The organism is Verrucomicrobiia bacterium (assembly GCA_019634635.1).
In the GTDB taxonomy this organism is placed as follows: domain Bacteria; phylum Verrucomicrobiota; class Verrucomicrobiia; order Limisphaerales; family UBA9464; genus UBA9464.
In genome coordinates this window covers 109,302-125,724 of the sequence record JAHCBB010000010.1, presented here as the reverse complement: position 1 = coordinate 125,724, position 16,423 = coordinate 109,302, and the positions used below count along the sequence as shown (strand labels likewise).

The following is a 16,423-nucleotide window of genomic DNA, read 5'->3' as shown; positions in this document are numbered from 1 at the left end:
AAGGCCGGCCGCCGCGCTGCCGGATCCGACCCGCCGTTCGTGCCGGCATGCCAGTTTCCCAACTCCTGCGGAAATTTCGGCACATTTTCGAATTCCATGGGCTCATCCGGCAGGAAAGGATCTCCTCGTGATTCGCGGATCGAACCCCCTGGCGCAGAAGCCGCCGGCGTGGCGTCCGCAAGAGGTCCCGGGCGAGAGGTTCTGGATGACGGGCTTCCGGGAACGCCGGAGCGAGTCCCCCCAATGAAGCCCGGCCGCTCCCCCGTGGGGCACCGCACCAGGGCCCCGCAAAAATCCTCCCCGACGATGGCCCCCACGCCGCCGTCAACCCCGCCACCCCGGTCCGCCCCCACCCCCGCCGGCGGGCAGCCTTGGCCCCTCGGCGTCGTCTGGATTCCCGGTGAGGATGCCTTCAACTTTTCGATCTATTCCCGTCATGCGGACCGGGTGACACTGCTGCTGTTCGCCGAGACCGCGCCCGAAACGCCGCTTCTCGAAGTGCCGCTCCGGCATCCGGACCACCGGTCGGGCAACCTCTGGCACTGCCGCCTGCCCGCCCGGGAACTCGCGGGGGCCGGCTGCTACGCCTGGCGCATCGAGGGGCCCTGGGCGCCGGACCAGGGGCACCGGTTCGATGCAGGAAAGGTGCTTCTCGATCCCTATGCACCGTCCGTGTTCTTTCCGCCCGGTTATTCCCGGGACGCCTGCGCCACGGCAGAGCCGACGGTCGGGCGGGCGCCGCTCGGGCGCCTGCCGCAACCCAGGCCGGAACCGTCCCCGATGCAGCGCGGCCCGAGGCACCCCATCTCCGAGGCGATCATCTACGAACTGCACGTCAAGGGATTCACCGCACGGGAGAACTCGGGCGTGGCCGCAGCCCGCCGAGGCACCTTTGACGGACTGGTGGACAAGATCCCGTACCTGAAGGAACTCGGGGTGACGATCGTGGAACTGTTGCCCGTGCAACAGTTCGATCCCCAGGAGGGGAACTACTGGGGTTACATGACCCTGCACTTCTTTTCGCCCCACCACGCGTATTCCGCCTCCGGAGACGCCCCCGGCGAGTTCCGCCGCATGGTCGAGGCGTTTCACGCCGCCGGCATCGAGGTCTGGATGGACGTGGTCTACAATCACTCCAGCGAGGGGGATTCCCGGGGGCCCACCTACAGCTTCAGGGGCATTGACAACGACGCCTACTACCTGCTGCAGGCCGACCGCAGCCGCTATGTGAACGACACCGGATGCGGCAACACCCTCCGGACCGGTCATCCGGCCATGCGCGTCCTCATCCTCCAGAGCCTGGCCTACTGGGCCGGGCAGCTCGGAGTTGATGGCTTCCGCTTCGATCTGGCGTCCATCTTCTCCCGGGCCGACGACGGCACGATGGGGCGGCACGAATCGGCCCTCATCTCGGAAGTCAGCTTTCTCGCCCGCCAGCTCAACCTGCGCCTGGTCGCGGAAGCCTGGGACATCAGCAGCAACCAGCTCGGACGCGGCTTTCCCGGAATGATGTGGCTGCAGTGGAACGGACTGTATCGCGACGACATCCGCTCCTTCGTCCGGGGGGAGGGCGGGAGGGTGGGCGCCCTCATGCGACGCCTCTACGGGAGCGACGACCTGTTTCCCGACGGTCCGCGGGATACCTGTCGCCCCTACCAGAGCGTGAATTTTGTCACCGCCCACGACGGCTTCTGCCTGCATGATCTCCTGGCGTATGACCAGCGTCACAATGAGGCCAACGGGCACGGAAACACCGATGGCACCCCGGACAACCGGAGCTGGAACTGCGGATGGGAGGGGGAGGACGGCGCCCCTGCCGGAGTGGTGGCCCTGCGGCGACGTCAGGCAAAAAACGTCTGCGCGCTCCTCATGCTGGCCAACGGGGTGCCCATGTTCCCGGCCGGCGACGAGTTCCTGAACACCCAGGGGGGTAACAACAATCCCTACAACCAGGACAACGAGACAACCTGGCTCGACTGGTCGCGGCTGGAGACCCATCGGGAGGTGCACCGGTTTTTTCAACGGATGATCGCGTTCCGAAAATCGCATCCTTCGATCGCGCGCCCGACATTCTGGCGGAGCGACGTCGAATGGAGCGGCCCGGACGGCACCCCCGATTGGGGCCCCGAGTCCCGCCATCTCGCCTACCGGCTCCGAGGAGGCTCCGCCGGAGTTTCGGATCTCTACGTGATGATCAACGGCCATTGGGACGATCGCGAGTTCCTGCTGCCGCCGCCGGGGACCTCGCCGTGGCGGGTGGTGGTGGACACCGCCGAACCGCCCCCCGGGGATGTTCCGGATCCGGACGACCAACGCCCCCTGGACCGCGGTTCGCACACGATCCGCGCCCGGAGCGTCGTCGTCCTGGAAACTGCGGGGGCGCCGCCGTGAAAGACGCTTTGGGAAACAGCCATGAACCCGACCGTACGATGAGTGCACCGCCCATCCCGCCCCTTCGCGCGTCGCCAGACCGGTGCCGCCGTGCCGCGGCCCTGCTCGTCGCCGCCCTGCTGCCGCTGGGCGGCTGCAAGAAGCCGGAAGTCGCCGCCCCGCAGCCCCCGTCCGTGGAGGTGATCACCCTCGTGCCGACCAATGCCCCGATTTCCGCCGAGATCATCGGCACGCTGGACTCCCCCCAAAACGTGGAAATCCGGGCGCGCGTGGAGGCCTTTGTCCAGGAGATGCCCTTCGTCGAGGGCATCGAGGTGACGCAGGGAGACCTGCTGTTCCGGTTGGACCGTCGCCCCTATGAAGAGACCCTCGCCGCGGCCAAGGGCATGCTTGCCGAGGCCGAGGCCGCCCTCAAAAAGTATGAGGCGGACGTCAACCGTCTCCAACCGCTCGCCGCCGTGCGCGCCGTTCCCAAGCAGGATCTCGACAATGCCCTCGCGTCGGTGGACGTCGGCAAGGCGTCCGTGATCTCGGCACGGGCGCGCGTGGACGCCGCGTTGTTGGACCTCGAATACTGCGACGTGCGGGCACCAATCACCGGGTTGATCGGTGCCCGCCAGGTCTCCGTCGGGGAACTGGTCGGCAAGGGGCAGCCGACGCTCATGGCCACGATGTCCACGCTCGACCCAATCTGGTTCTACTGCGCCGTGAGCGAAGTGGACTTCCTGCGGACCGAAGCGGAGGCGAAGGCGACGGGACGCACGCTGGCCGACCTGCCCCTGCGGTTGGTCCTGTCCGACGGATCCCTGCACCCGGAACCGGGGCGCGTCGTGTTCATTGACCGCGCCGTGGACCAGAAAACCGGCACCCTGCGGGTGCGCGCCGAATTCCCAAATCCCGACAAGATCCTGCGCCCCGGCATGTTTGCGAGGGCCCGCGTGGACCTGGGAAGCCGCACCAACAGCCTGATGGTCCCGGAACGGGCCCTGCTCGAACTGCAGGGGCGGAGCTACGTGTGGACCATCGGCGACGACGACAAGGCCGTCCGGCGATCCGTCACCCCGGGCCGGCAGATCGGCGGCGAGACTCTGATCCTGGAGGGCCTCCGGGCCGGCGACCGCGTCGTCACCGAGGGACTGCAAAAGGTCCAGGACGGCGTGGCCGTCCGCATCGCCGGACCGGCGTCCTCCGGAGCCGCCCCCACCACCCGCTGACCCATGGCTGACTTCTTCATCCGCCGCCCGATCGTCGCGATGGTGATCGCCATCCTGACGGTGATCGTGGGCCTGATTTCCCTGAAGCGGCTGCCCATTTCCGAATACCCGCCGGTCAGTCCGACGCTGATCCAGGTCACCACGACCTATCGCGGCGCCGCGGCGGAGGCGGTCATGGAATCGGTGGCCACCCCGATCGAATCCAAGGTCAACGGGGTGGACAAGCTGCTCTACCAGCAATCCTACAGCGCCAACGACGGCAAGCTCACCCTGAACGTGTATTTCGACGTCGGCACGGACGTGGACATCATGCAGGTGAACACCCAGAACCGCGTCGGCCAGGCCGAGGCGCAACTGCCGGCCGCGGTCAAGCAGGAGGGGGTGATCGTCAACCGGTCCAGCCCGGACATCCTGATGGTGATCGGCCTCTATTCGCCCGACAACACCTACGACGCGGTGTTCCTCGGAAATTACTGCGACATCAACTTGGTGGATGCCATCAAGCGCGTCCGGGGCGTGGGCGACGTGAAGAATTTCACCGCCCAGGATTACTCCATGCGCGTCTGGCTGCGCCCCGACAAGCTCGCGGTGCTCGGCATCACCCCCTCGGACATCCAGAACGCCATCAAGGAACAGAACGCCCAGTCGCCCGCCGGCCGCATCGGGGCCGAACCCGCACCGCCCGGACAGGAAATGCAGTTCAACGTCCGCGCCGCCGGCCTCCTCAGGGACCCCCAGGAGTTCGCCGACATCATCATCCGCTCCAACCCCGACGGCTCCCAGGTCAAGATCAAGGATGTCGGCCGCGTGGAACTCGGGGCGCAGACGTACGATCTCCGCGGCCGGCTGACCGAATCCGGACGCCAGTCCGCCGCGGGCGCCCTCGGCATCTACCTCGCCCCGGGTGCAAACGCCCTCGAAACCGCGGCCAACGTGCGGACGATCCTCGAGGACGCAAAGACCCGGTTCCCGCCGGACATGGCCTACGACGTGGTGATGGACTCCACCCTCCCGATCAAGGCTTCAATGGAGGAGATCGTCCACACGTTGTTCGAGGCGGTCGTCCTGGTGCTCATCGTCGTCTACGTCTTCCTGCAGAGCTTCCGCGCGACGATCATTCCGATGTGCACGGTCCCCGTCTCGCTCCTCGGGGCCTTCATCCTGTTTCCGGCGCTGGGCTTCAGCGTGAACGTGCTCACCATGTTCGGCCTGGTGCTGGCCATCGGCATCGTGGTGGACGACGCCATCGTGGTCGTCGAGGCCGTGCAGCATCATCTGGAGCATGGCAAGGAACCGGTCGAGGCGACGCGCCTCGCGATGAAGGAGGTCTCGGGGCCGGTCGTGGCCATCGGATTGGTCCTGTGCGCCGTCTTCGTCCCCGTCGCCTTCATGGACGGCGTGACCGGCCAGCTCTACAGCCAGTTCGCGCTGACCATCGCCGTCGCCGTGGTGTTCTCGGTGATCAACGCGCTGACCCTCAGTCCCGCCCTGTGCGCCCTCATGCTCAGGAAGCCCACGCCGGGCCGCGGGCCGGTGGCGGCGTTCTTCCGGGGGTTCAACCGGTTCTTTGACTGGCTGAGCAACCGCTACGGCGGCATCGTCGGCGGACTGACCCGCAAGGCGGTGCGCTCGATGCTCCTGCTCGTGGCCGTGGTGGCCGGGATCTGGCTGCTGGGCCGGTTCGTGCCCGGCGGGTTCATCCCGGACGAGGACAAGGGCTACCTGTTCGTGTCCGTCCAACTGCCCGAGGGAGCGTCCCTCCAGCGGACCGACGAGATCCTCAAACAGGTGGAGACGATCGTCGCCGGCACGAAGGGCGTGCGCTCGTCCCTGGGACTCGCCGGATACAACATCCTCAACTCGCTGAACTTTCCCAACTCGGGGATGATGTTTGTCGGCCTGGAACCGTGGGAGGAACGCAAATCCCCGACCCTCCACGCCCGCGCGCTGGTCGCCGACTGGAACAGGCAATTCGAGGCCATCCCCGGCGCCCGGGCCTTCGCGTTCGGCCCGCCCCCCCTGCCGGGCTACGGCAATGTCTCCGGTTTCACCATGCAGTTGCAGGACCGTTCCGGCGGTTCCATCCAGCAACTGGCCGGCTATGTCGCGCAACTGCAGCAGGCGGTGGCCGGGCGCCCGGAGATCGCCCGCGTCAGCACCACCTTCAACCCCGCAACGCCGCAGGTGAAGGTCGAACTGGACCGCGAAAAAGCCCGGGCCCTGGGCGTGCCGGTGGACAGCATCTTCCAGACACTCCAGACCTACCTGAGCGGTCTCTACGTCAACGACTTCGTCCGCTTCGGCCGCGTCTACAAGGTCTTCCTCCAGGCCGAGCCGGACTTCACCAGCCAGCCGTCGGACATCGGTCATTTCTACGTCCGCAACAGCGGGGGCGGCATGGTGCCCCTCAGCACGCTCGTCCAGATCAGCAAGATCAGCGGACCGAACTTTGTCTCCCGCTTCAACCTGTACAACTCGGCCGAAATCATGGGGGCGTCCGCCCCGGGCTACAGTTCCGGGCAGGCCATCCGGGCCATCGAGGAGGTCATGAAGACGATGCCCGGCGAGACCGGCTATGAATGGTCCGGGCTCACCCTCCAGGAAAAGAAGTCCGAAGGCCAGGCACCGGTCATCTTCGGGGCGGCCGTGTTGTTCGTCTTCCTGCTGCTGGCCGCGCAGTACGAGAGCTGGGGACTGCCCTTCGCGGTGCTCCTGGCCACCCCGACGGTCATCCTGGGCATGATGGTCGGCCTGCTGGTCCGCGGCTTCGACCTGAACGTGTACGCGCAGATCGGCCTGGTGATGCTCATCGGCCTGTCGGCCAAGAACGCCATCCTCATCGTCGAATTCGCCAAGATGAAGCGCGAGGAGGGGGTCGCAATTCTCGACGCGGCGGTGGAGGGTTCGCGGCTGCGGCTGCGGCCCATCCTGATGACGTCGTTCGCCTTCATTCTGGGGTGCGTGCCGCTGATGCTGGCGACCGGCTCCGGGGCCGCATCCCGGAGCACCCTGGGCACGGGCGTCGTGTTCGGCATGTCCATCGCCACGCTGATCGGACTCTTCCTGATCCCGGTCTGCTACGTGTTCGTGCAGCGGATCGTCGAGCGCGGCTCCAAGACACCGAAGCCGGCGGGAACGTCCCCCACGCCATGAAGTCCCACCGATCGTCCATCCCGCGGGCCCTCCTGGGCGTGGCCCTGATCGCCGGCGGCTGCGCCGTCGGGCCCGACTACGCGCGCCCGAAACTCGACGCGCCCACCGCCTTCCGTGCCGCCACCGCGGTTCCCGGTGGCGGCACCGCCACCAACTCCTTCGGCGACCTCGGGTGGTGGGAGGTTTACAGCGACCCGCAGGTCCTCGTGTACGTCGCAGAGGCGCTGACGAACAACTGGGACATCCAGATCGCCGCAGCCCGGGTGCTCCAGGCGCAGGCGACCACACGGATCGTCCGTTCGCGCTTCTTTCCAACCGTCGGGGTCGGCGGCGACCTCGCCATGGCGCGGGTATCCGAGGTTGGCCCCACTCCGGTGCCGGAGGGAATGAATCCACAGGAGGTGTTCGGCACCGTGTACGGCTCCATGGCGACGTATGAGGTGGACCTTTGGGGCCGCATCCGGCGGGCCAACCAGGCCGCCCGTGCCCGGCTCCTGGCCACCGAGGCCGCCCAGGACACGGTGCGTCAGACCCTCGTCGCGGATGTCGCCTCCGCCTACCTGACCCTGCTGCAGTTGGATTACGAGCTGGAGATCTCCCGCCGCACCTACGCCGTCCGCACCAACTCCCTGGCCCTCACCCAGGCCCGCGTCACCGGGGGCATTGCCTCGCTCCAGGACGTCCATCAGGCGCGAACCCTCGTGGCCGGGGCCGAAGCCACCATTGTGGACGTCCTCCGCCGCCAGGAACAGCAGGAGAACGCGCTGAGCTTCCTCCTCGGACGCAACCCCGGACCGATCCAGCGGGGGGTCCCGCTCCGCAGCCAACCCCTGCGCAGCGAGGTGCCGCCCGGATTGCCGTCGGCCCTCCTGGAGCGGCGCCCGGATCTCCGACAGGCCGAGGACCTCCTCATCGCCGCCAATGCGGACATCGGCGAGGCCAAGGCGGCCTTCTTCCCGCAACTGACACTGACCGGCGCCTTCGGCTACCAGAGCGTCTCCCTCAGCGATCTGTTCACCAGTCCGGCACGGGTCTGGCAGTTCGGCCCGACGGTGTCCGTTCCGCTGTTCACCGGGGGCCGGTTGACCGGACAATACCGACTCGCCAAGGCACGGTTTGACGAGGCGCTCGCCGGGTACCGCCAGTCCGTCCAGGGCGCCTTCCGGGATGTTTCCGATGCGCTCGTCCAATACCAGCGGACGCGCGAGTTCACCCAACGCCAGGAGGAGAATACCCAGGCACGGCGGGATGCCGCCGAAATGGCCAACATCCGCTACGACGGCGGGGTGACCAGCTACCTGGAGGTCCTCTACAGTGAACAGGAACTGTTCACCGCCGAACTCGACCTGGCCCAGGCGCTGGGCAACGAGTTGCTGAGCGTGGTACAACTCTACCGTGCCCTCGGCGGCGGCTGGACCCCGCCGCCACCGGATGCCGCGATCACCGTGTCGGCAGCCACTGCTTCAAACCCCGAGACCCCATGAGCGACCTCGACCTCCGAAACATCACCAACAACTTCCAGGATGTCCGCTTGGGCAGCCTGGCGTCCTGGCGCGACGCCGCCCTGATCCAGCCACAGGACCACGGCGGCCCGTACGTCGTCATGCAGCGCGGGTTCGACCCTCAGGACCCCAAGTGCCGTCCGGACGAATTCATCCTCGGCCGGGGCGGCAAATGGCTTTCCCTCAGTCATTTCTACCGTCTTCCGAAGACCGAGCGCCGCGCCGAGTTCGTGTTCGGCACCGCGGCGGAGGTGATGACCCTGATGCACGGGCTGCCTCCCAAGGTGGAGGTCCTTCGGCCCGGGACCCCGGAGGCGCCCGCCGCGGAAACGGAGCCGGACGACCTGCGTGCCGCCATTGAGGCGGGCGTCCGGACCTCGCCGAATGCCTCCGGCAGCTCCCGCTGACACCCCCCGGAACACCCCCATCCCATGAGCAAGCATTCCAAGGAAGCCGTTCGCGAAAAGCTGACGCGAAAGGACTACGAAAAGGAGCTTCGCAAGCTGCAGACGGAGCTGTGCCACCTTCAGGATTGGGTCAAGCAGGAGGGACTCCGGGTGATCGTCGTGTTCGAGGGTCGCGACGGTGCCGGCAAGGGCGGCACGATCCGGGCGCTCACCGAGCGGGTCAGCCCCCGGGTGTTCCGCGTCGTCGCCCTGCCGGCGCCTTCGGACCGCGAGAAGTCACAGATGTACATCCAGCGCTACATGGCCCACTTCCCCGCGGCGGGCGAGGTGGTGATCTTTGACCGCAGCTGGTACAACCGGGCGGGCGTGGAGTATGTGATGGGCTTCTGCAGCAGACAGGAACACCGCCGCTTCCTCGACCTCTGCCCCCAGGTCGAGAAGTACATGGTGAATGGCGGGATCTTCCTGATCAAATACTGGCTCGAAGTCAGCGACGAGGAGCAGAAGCGCCGCTTCGAGGCCCGCATCACGGATCCGGTGCGCCAGTGGAAGCTCAGCCCCATGGACCTGCCGTCGCGCAGCCGGTGGTACGATTATTCCCGCGCCCGGGACCAGATGCTCAAGGCCACGGACACCCGATGGGCGCCGTGGCACATCCTTCGATCCGATGACAAAAAGCGTGCGCGGCTCAACTGCATCGCGCACCTCCTGAAAAGCATCCCCTACAAGAAACTGGATCGTCCCCGGATCCGCCTCCCAAAGCGCTCCATGAAGGAAGCCTACGACGACGCGGCATCGCTCAAGGGCCGCCGGTTCGTCCCAGAACGCTACTGAAGGCCAGCCCCAGCTCGATGACGCCCACCACGAGGCCGGACCCTGACCCTGACCCTGCCCCGGACCGCCAGACCCCGATGAAAATCGCACCGATCTCCAAAATCCAACGCCCCATGAAATCCCGCCTCATTCTGACCATGATTCCGGTCAGTCACCGCACACAAGCCGCCGGACTCGTCCGCCACTTCCTTCATCTTGCCGCGATCCTGTGCGTGGTCGCGGGTTGTTCCACACCCAGCCGCGTGGATACCGGCACCATCCATGCCACGACCTTCAGCTTCATGCCCGGCTCAACCCGGCCCGTGCCCGGGTACGCCGACAACCGGACGCCAATCCACGACATGATCCAGTCTGCCATCACCCGGAACCTCGAGGCGAAGGGTCTGAGGCGGATGGACTCCGGAGGAGAGGTCCTCGTCGGCTACCTGGTGATCGTCGGCAACAACGCCACCACGGCAGCGGTGGACGACTATTTTGGCTCCTTCGACGACCGCGAGGCCCTGCATTCCAGGGCCCATGACGCCTACACCGGCGGCAAGACCCCGCACTACTTCGAGGCCGGAACCCTGGTGATTGATCTGCGCGATGCAAAAACCTTCGATCTGCTCCGGCGCGGCTACGCGACCCGGCCCCTGCTCCGTGACATCCCGGAATCCACCCGGTCGGGACGCATCCAGGAGGTCGTGGACGAAATCCTGGTCAATCTGAAGGTCGCTCCGTGAATTCGAAATCCGTCCAAACCCCGCCGGCCCCACTCACGACACCCACCTTCCTCATCCCCCTCGGCTCCGCTGCAAGAAACGGCGATGCGCACGGCCCGCCCGTAGCGGGTGCCCGGAAAATATCGGTCGCCTGCCGGAACCGCGGCGTGTTTGATCCCGCCCGTTTCAACAAGACGCACCGATGCCGAAGCGCACTGACATTCACTCCGTCCTGATCATCGGCGCCGGCCCGATCATCATCGGCCAGGCCTGCGAGTTCGACTACTCGGGCACCCAGGCCTGCAAGGCCCTGAAGGAGGAGGGCTACCGCGTGATCCTGGTGAACTCGAATCCGGCCACGATCATGACGGATCCGGAGTTCGCCGACCGAACCTACATCGAGCCGATCACCCCCGAGGCGGTCGAGAAGATCATCGTGCGCGAGCTCGCGGCGCTCCGGAACCCCGGCCCATCATCGCCGGGCGACGCCATCGCCCCCGGCAAACTCGTGCTCCTGCCGACCCTGGGCGGGCAGACGGCGCTCAACACCGCCATGAAGCTCCACAACTCGGGCGTGCTGGCGAAGCATGGGGTCGAAATGATCGGCGCCAATGCCGCGGCGATCGAGAAGGGCGAGGACCGGCAGATCTTCAAGGACCTGATGCTGCGCATCGGTCTCGATGTGCCCATCTCCGGCACCGCACACACCATGGCGGAGGCGTGGGGGATCGCCGACCGCATCGGACGCTTCCCGCTGATCATCCGTCCGGCCTACACGCTCGGCGGCACCGGCGGAGGCATCGCCTACAACCGGGACGAATTCGAGGAGATCGCCAAACGCGGCATGGATCTCTCCCCGGTCTGCGAGGTCCTCGTCGAGGAATCCCTCGTCGGCTGGAAGGAGTACGAGATGGAGGTGATGCGCGACCGCGCCGACAACTGCGTCATCATCTGCTCCATCGAGAACTTCGATCCGATGGGCGTGCACACGGGCGATTCCATCACCGTCGCGCCGATTCAGACGCTCACCGACCGGGAGTACCAGATCATGCGCGACCAGAGCTTCGCCGTGATCCGGGCCGTGGGGGTCGAGACGGGCGGATCCAACATCCAGTTCGGGGTGTGTCCCGACACCGGCCGCATGGTGATCATCGAGATGAATCCGCGGGTGAGCCGCAGCTCGGCCCTGGCCTCCAAGGCGACCGGGTTCCCGATCGCCAAGATCGCCGCGAAGCTGGCGGTGGGGTATCTGCTCGATGAGATCCGCAATGACATCACGCGGGAAACGCCGGCGAGCTTTGAGCCGACGATTGACTACGTGGTGACCAAGATCCCCCGGTTTGCCTTCGAGAAGTTCCCGCAGGCGGACCCGACCCTGACCACCCAGATGAAGAGCGTCGGGGAGGCCATGGCCATCGGACGCACCTTCAAGGAATCCCTGCAAAAATGCCTGCGCTCCCTCGAGATCGGCCGCAGCGGCCTTGGGGGCGACGGCAAACCCTGGCGGATTGGCGCCGAAGTGTACGGCGACCGCGATGTCCTGCCACGGGACGTCATCGCACGCAAGCTGAGCGTGCCAAACGCCGAACGGGTCTTCTTCATCCGCCACGCCTTCCGGGCCGGATTCAGCGTCGAGGACATCTTCCAATTGACCCGGATTGACCGGTGGTTCCTGACGCAGATCAAGGAGATCGTGGAGGTGGAGGAGGCGTTGGCAGCCACCGCACAACCGGCTGCGTAGAATCCGGCGGCGGTCCCAAGAGCGTTCCTCCGGTCTACGCGACCTCCGGCAATTCCAGCGCCGCCTGTTCCAGGCCCGTCACCACCGCGGGCCACGGGAGCGGACCCTCCGCGGCCAATTGCCGGATCAACGCCTGCCGGTCACCCCAGGCCGGGGAGATCGGGGCGATCAGGCAGGCCTCCAGCCCGTCGGGCTCCGGGAGGCGCCGCGCCACCGCCAGGGCCCGCGATCGCCACAGCACCGACTGGCGCAGCGCGGTCCGCGCCTCGTCCTCAAAACCGCCGCCCACCAAAACCTTCGCGAGCTGAAGCTGCCGCGCCGCCTGGGCCTGGTGTTGCTCCAGGCGCCGCCGCTCCGCATCGGACAGCGGCGTGGGGCCGGCGGGATCGGATGCCGAGGTCAGCACGCGCGCGGCGCGCGTCGTCCGGGAAATCAGCCCGGCAGCGACCAAACGCTCCAGAGCCTCGTGAGTCGCCCGGTCCACGACCTCCAGCCGGACCGGCGCAAGCGGGTCCGAATCCCTGAAATATTGCCCATGCATCGCCTCCAGACGGGGACGCCACCGGACGGCGTCGCCGTCCACGACGACATACAGCACCGAGTGGTCCCCATCCCTGGGATACCGCTCCTCGCAGCCGACCAGCGCCCCCCGCAATCCGGCGGCCGCCGCCTGGGCGAACCCCAGCGCGCGATCGGCCGGAACGGACGCCGCAGCCGCCGCGGGGGTCGCACCGGTCCGGCCGAGGCCCAGTTGTTCGAGCCGCTCCAGGAACGCCTGACCGCCCCGCTTCATGGGGATCGCATCGAGATCCCCCTGCCGGTCCAGGACGCCATCCGCCAGTGCCTGCTTGTGTGCCAGGGTCTCGAGCATGCGCTCCTCCAGCGTCCCCCGCGCGACCAGGTTGATGACCGTGACGCGCTGGGTCTGGTGCTTCCGCCAGGCCCGCGCGATGCGCTGCTCCAGCTTCGCCGGATTCCAGGGCAGGTCGCAGTTGATGACGACGCTGGCATTCTGAAGGTTGAGCCCGGTGCTGCCGCTGTCGGTGCTCAGGAACACGCGGCAGTCCGGGTCCGCCTTGAACGCGTTGATCTCCGCACGTCGCCGCCGCTGGGGCACCGAGCCCGTGTGCCAGGCAAACCCGAGTCCGACGCGGCGGCAGACCTCCCGCACCAGTTCCAGCATCCGTTCCCACTCACTGAAGACGATCACCTTGACCCCCGGATTGTCCCGGCACTCCTCGAGGATCTTTTCCAACTCGGACTCCTTGGCGCACGACCGGTCCTCCGGCTGGAGGATGTAGTTGGTGTCACAGGTCATCCGCATCATGCCCAGGGTGCGCAGCAGCTTGTCCTGCTCCTGCTGGGTCAGTGGACGCCGCTTCGCAATCAGGGCCAGCCTGCCCACGATGGCCTCAAAATCGTCGTACTGCTCCTGCTGCCGCGGGGTCAGGGTGACGAAGTAGTTGCGGTCCGTCCGGTCCGGCAGCTCGGTCTCGACATCCGCCTTGCGCCGGCGGAGCAGCAAGGGACGGATCCGTTCCTGGAGTTGGCGCAGATTCCGGTAGCTCTCCGGACGCCCCCGGTCATCCAGCGCGTAGTATTCGCGGTTGAACCGGAACAGCGGGCCCAGCACTGCCGGATCGAGGAAATCCACCAGCGAGTAAAGCTCATCAATCCGGTTTTCGATCGGCGTTCCCGTGAGCACGAAGGCGTAGCGGCTGCGCAGCCGTTTGATCGCCTGGGTGGTCCGGGTGCTCCAGTTCTTGATCCGTTGCGCCTCGTCCAGCACGACGATGTCCGGACGCAACCGCTCGTTCACGTCGAGCGAGTCGGCGAGCATCTGCTCGTAGTTGACCACCGTGAAGAACGGCGCGCCGGTTGGCTCGGCGGCGCGCTCGTACGCGCGCAGCCGCTGCAGCCTGGACCCGAAGACCAGCTGGCAGGAAAGGTCCGTAAATCTCTGGATCTGCTCCTCCCACTCCGTCTTGAGCGACGCCGGCGTGACCACCAGGGCGCGACGCGCACGGCCGAGCCGGTGCACCAGGGCGCAGGCGGCGATCGCCTGGATGGTCTTGCCGAGGCCCATCTCGTCGGCCAGCAGGGCGCGCTCGGTGAAGGCGAGGTGCAGCATTCCTTCACGCTGGTAGGGATACAACGGCACCCGGGTTTCCTGCGCGGGCCAGGTCCCGCGCTGCACATGCTGCTCGTACTCGTGGCGCAACTCGTGGCGTTCCGCGGCGCGGCGGCGTGCCTCCAGCCACGGTGTGACTTCCTGGGAGATCCGAAGCGCCGGCAGCGGACCCGCCGCCAGGTCGCGGAGCGCCTCCAGGGCGGACTCCACCGAATCCGACTGCAACCGCCCCTCACCGTCGAACCATCGGGCGAGCGCCCGCGGCAGCGGACCTGGCGACCCCACCCGCAACACCACCGACTCCCCGTCCGGCGCCACCACGACATCCAGCCGGGGCGAACCGTCCCGGGCCGCTTTCCGCCATCCGGAAGCCGGCTTCGCCCGGAGCCACGCCAGGACGGCCTCCACGTGCTTGCAGGTGCCGAGGCCGTTGATCCTGAAATCCACGCATTCGCAATGGCACTGCGGCGTCGCCACGTCGCGGATCTCGACCGAATAGGTCATCCCGCTGCCGGAGCGCACTTCAAAGTTCGAGAAGACCGGATGCCGCCGGTCGCGGTTGCGGATCGCAAAGGACTCGTTGCCGGCCCGCCATTGCCGGCGGCGGATCTCATCCTCGTCCGTCGTCCGCCAGTCATGGATCGGCGGCACCGCCACCTCGGGCACCGGGTTTCGTTTGGCCATGCGGGAGACTCCGGCAGCGCCGACCACGGGGTCAAACCCGCAGTCCGCGGACTATCGCGGAACCCCTGCGTCCGGCCGGCGCCTTCCTCACTATTGGCTGGTTCTTCGGCCTGGGTCCGAACAAATTACCCGGTGTGAATGTCACGATGCGCATCCGTGCGGCGCTGGTCACCGGGTTGCTGCTGTGCCTGTCCGGCGTCGTTCATGCCCAACTGCACCGGGCGACCCGGCTTGGGCATCCGGACACGCGCTTTGCGCCCCCGGTGACGACACCGGAGGAGCTGAGGGAACGGTTTCGCGATCCGAAGCTGCGCGCGGACTTCGCGATCATCCTCCACCAGGTGAACTGGCCCGGGTATCCCGAGGATCTCCTTCGCGCAGCCGCCACGGCCGAAATCACCGGGATCGAAATACCCGTTGGCGCCATCATGCCCTTCATGTCCGCACGGGAGAACGGACGTCCGATTGCACTCCAGGAGGTGCTCTGGGCCGGGGACGCGCCGGCGGAAGCCTTCGAATTCTCCTTCAACTCCCGCGGGCGCCGCTACCGCTGCATCACCCCCAAGGCGTGCTCCAATTTCTTTGTGGAAGACCTGGGCCCGGAGCCGCCTCGGATCGAGGTGCAGAAATTTGCCCCGGAGGCCGTGGATCTCTGTCTCCCCGTCGAAGTCCGCGTGACGGTGCGCAACACCGGTGGCGTGCCAGTCTCGGGCGTACGCATCGAGGACACGCTGCCGCCGGGATTCCGCCTCCGGGACGGACGGACGCTTGTGGCCATGGACGCCGGATCCCTGCGGCCCGGGGAGGGACGTGAGCTGAAGTTCTCCATGTTTGCGAGCGTGCCGGGGACGTTCGAGAACGTGGCCACGGTCACCACTGCCGAGGGGGCCACGGGGCGGGCAACCAGCACCACCCGGGTGCTCGCGCCGGTCCTCAGCCTCGAATGCAACGCGCCGCGCCAGGTGCCGATCGGGCGTCCGATCGAATTGTGCCTCACGGTCCGGAACACTGGAGACGCCACGGAAATCGCACCCACGGTGTCCCTGCAGCTGCCCGAGGAGGCCGTGCTCGATTTCGCCTCGGACGGTGGCGTCGCCGCAGGTCGCGAGATCACCTGGCAACTGGCAGCCCTCGACCCTGGCGAGAGCCGGAGCGTCTGCGCCACGCTGGCGCCACGGACGGTGACGGGGGTCTTCACCTTCGGCGCCACCGCAAACGGGAAATGTGCGGCGGCCGTGACCGCCACCTGCTCCAGCGAAATCCAGGGAGTGCCGGGGTTCCTTCTGGAGGTGGTGGACCTCGCCGATCCCATCCAGGTGGGCGAGGAGGTCACCTACGTGATCACGGCCACCAACCAGGGGTCCTCCGATGTCACACAGATCCGTCTGACCTGCCTGCTGCCGCCCGCCCAGGCCTACGTGTCCTGCTACGGCCCCACCCGCGCAGACGTTCAAAACCGGAGGCTCCAGTTCGAGCCCCTCGAGGTGTTGCCCGCCAAGACGACCGTCGAGTGGCAGGTGGTCGTCCGGGCGCTGCAGCGCGCCGACGCCCGGTTCCGTACCGAGCTCGTCTCGGACCAGTTCACGCGCCCCATCATCGAGATGGAGTCCACGCACCAGTACTGAGTCCGACGGAGGCCATCGCCTGCACTCCGCAAAAAAGTTC

General features: G+C 67.1%; 10 protein-coding genes. 9 read left to right on the top strand and 1 reads right to left on the bottom strand.

Annotated elements, in window-relative coordinates; genetic code table 11:
* Nucleotides 1–306: 306 nt before the first annotated feature.
* The 8 genes from KF791_09270 to carB all read left to right on the top strand — a co-directional run bounded on the left by KF791_09270 (nucleotide 307) and on the right by carB (nucleotide 11,943).
* Nucleotides 307–2,391 carry a glycogen-debranching protein gene (locus tag KF791_09270; GenBank protein ID MBX3732773.1) on the top strand — a complete coding sequence of 695 codons (2,085 nt, stop codon included), beginning with the start codon at nucleotides 307–309 and terminating at the stop codon, nucleotides 2,389–2,391.
* Nucleotides 2,392–2,429: 38 nt separating this feature from the next.
* Nucleotides 2,430–3,605 carry an efflux RND transporter periplasmic adaptor subunit gene (locus KF791_09265; protein MBX3732772.1) on the top strand — a complete coding sequence of 392 codons (1,176 nt, stop codon included), beginning with the start codon at nucleotides 2,430–2,432 and terminating at the stop codon, nucleotides 3,603–3,605.
* 3 nt (nucleotides 3,606–3,608) lie between these two features.
* Nucleotides 3,609–6,758 carry a multidrug efflux RND transporter permease subunit gene (locus tag KF791_09260; protein ID MBX3732771.1) on the top strand — a complete coding sequence of 1,050 codons (3,150 nt, stop codon included), beginning with the start codon at nucleotides 3,609–3,611 and terminating at the stop codon, nucleotides 6,756–6,758.
* Nucleotides 6,755–8,242, top strand: coding sequence for an efflux transporter outer membrane subunit (locus KF791_09255; GenBank protein MBX3732770.1), 1,488 nt, complete (start codon nucleotides 6,755–6,757; stop codon nucleotides 8,240–8,242). Before KF791_09260 ends, KF791_09255 begins: the two co-directional genes overlap by 4 nt.
* The gene (locus tag KF791_09250) at nucleotides 8,239–8,667 is read left to right on the top strand and encodes a hypothetical protein (protein MBX3732769.1); all 429 of its coding nucleotides are present in this window, start codon (nucleotides 8,239–8,241) and stop codon (nucleotides 8,665–8,667) included. The genes KF791_09255 and KF791_09250 overlap by 4 nt, the downstream gene beginning before the upstream one ends.
* 24 nt (nucleotides 8,668–8,691) lie before the next feature.
* On the top strand, nucleotides 8,692–9,501 hold the full coding sequence (gene ppk2 / locus KF791_09245) for a polyphosphate kinase 2 (protein ID MBX3732768.1): 810 nt from the start codon (nucleotides 8,692–8,694) through the stop codon (nucleotides 9,499–9,501).
* Nucleotides 9,502–9,614: 113 nt separating this feature from the next.
* Nucleotides 9,615–10,223, top strand: a complete 609-nt coding sequence (locus KF791_09240) for a DUF4136 domain-containing protein (protein MBX3732767.1) — start codon at nucleotides 9,615–9,617, stop codon at nucleotides 10,221–10,223.
* Nucleotides 10,224–10,404: 181 nt separating this feature from the next.
* Nucleotides 10,405–11,943 (top strand): carbamoyl-phosphate synthase large subunit, encoded by a 1,539-nt coding sequence (gene carB / locus KF791_09235; GenBank protein ID MBX3732766.1) that lies wholly within the window; start codon nucleotides 10,405–10,407, stop codon nucleotides 11,941–11,943.
* 34 nt (nucleotides 11,944–11,977) lie between these two features.
* Here carB and KF791_09230 read toward each other — a convergent pair whose 3' ends face one another.
* Nucleotides 11,978–14,758, bottom strand: coding sequence for a DEAD/DEAH box helicase (locus tag KF791_09230; protein ID MBX3732765.1), 2,781 nt, complete (start codon nucleotides 14,756–14,758; stop codon nucleotides 11,978–11,980).
* 146 nt (nucleotides 14,759–14,904) lie between these two features.
* Between KF791_09230 and KF791_09225 the strand changes: the two genes are divergently transcribed.
* Nucleotides 14,905–16,383: a DUF11 domain-containing protein gene (locus KF791_09225; GenBank protein ID MBX3732764.1), complete on the top strand. Its 1,479-nt coding sequence runs from the start codon at nucleotides 14,905–14,907 to the stop codon at nucleotides 16,381–16,383.
* The last annotated feature ends 40 nt before the right edge of the window (nucleotides 16,384–16,423 follow it).

Excerpts from the sequence above, each read along its gene's own strand:
- KF791_09270 (MBX3732773.1), top strand. The coding sequence starts at position 307 with ATGGCCCCCACGCCGCCGTCAACCCCGCCACCCCGGTCCGCCCCCACC.
- KF791_09265 (MBX3732772.1), top strand. The coding sequence starts at position 2,430 with ATGAGTGCACCGCCCATCCCGCCCCTTCGCGCGTCGCCAGACCGGTGC.
- KF791_09260 (MBX3732771.1), top strand. The coding sequence starts at position 3,609 with ATGGCTGACTTCTTCATCCGCCGCCCGATCGTCGCGATGGTGATCGCC.
- KF791_09255 (MBX3732770.1), top strand. The coding sequence starts at position 6,755 with ATGAAGTCCCACCGATCGTCCATCCCGCGGGCCCTCCTGGGCGTGGCC.
- KF791_09250 (MBX3732769.1), top strand. The coding sequence starts at position 8,239 with ATGAGCGACCTCGACCTCCGAAACATCACCAACAACTTCCAGGATGTC.
- ppk2 (MBX3732768.1), top strand. The coding sequence starts at position 8,692 with ATGAGCAAGCATTCCAAGGAAGCCGTTCGCGAAAAGCTGACGCGAAAG.
- KF791_09240 (MBX3732767.1), top strand. The coding sequence starts at position 9,615 with ATGAAATCCCGCCTCATTCTGACCATGATTCCGGTCAGTCACCGCACA.
- carB (MBX3732766.1), top strand. The coding sequence starts at position 10,405 with ATGCCGAAGCGCACTGACATTCACTCCGTCCTGATCATCGGCGCCGGC.
- KF791_09230 (MBX3732765.1), bottom strand. The coding sequence starts at position 14,758 with ATGGCCAAACGAAACCCGGTGCCCGAGGTGGCGGTGCCGCCGATCCAT.
- KF791_09225 (MBX3732764.1), top strand. The coding sequence starts at position 14,905 with ATGCGCATCCGTGCGGCGCTGGTCACCGGGTTGCTGCTGTGCCTGTCC.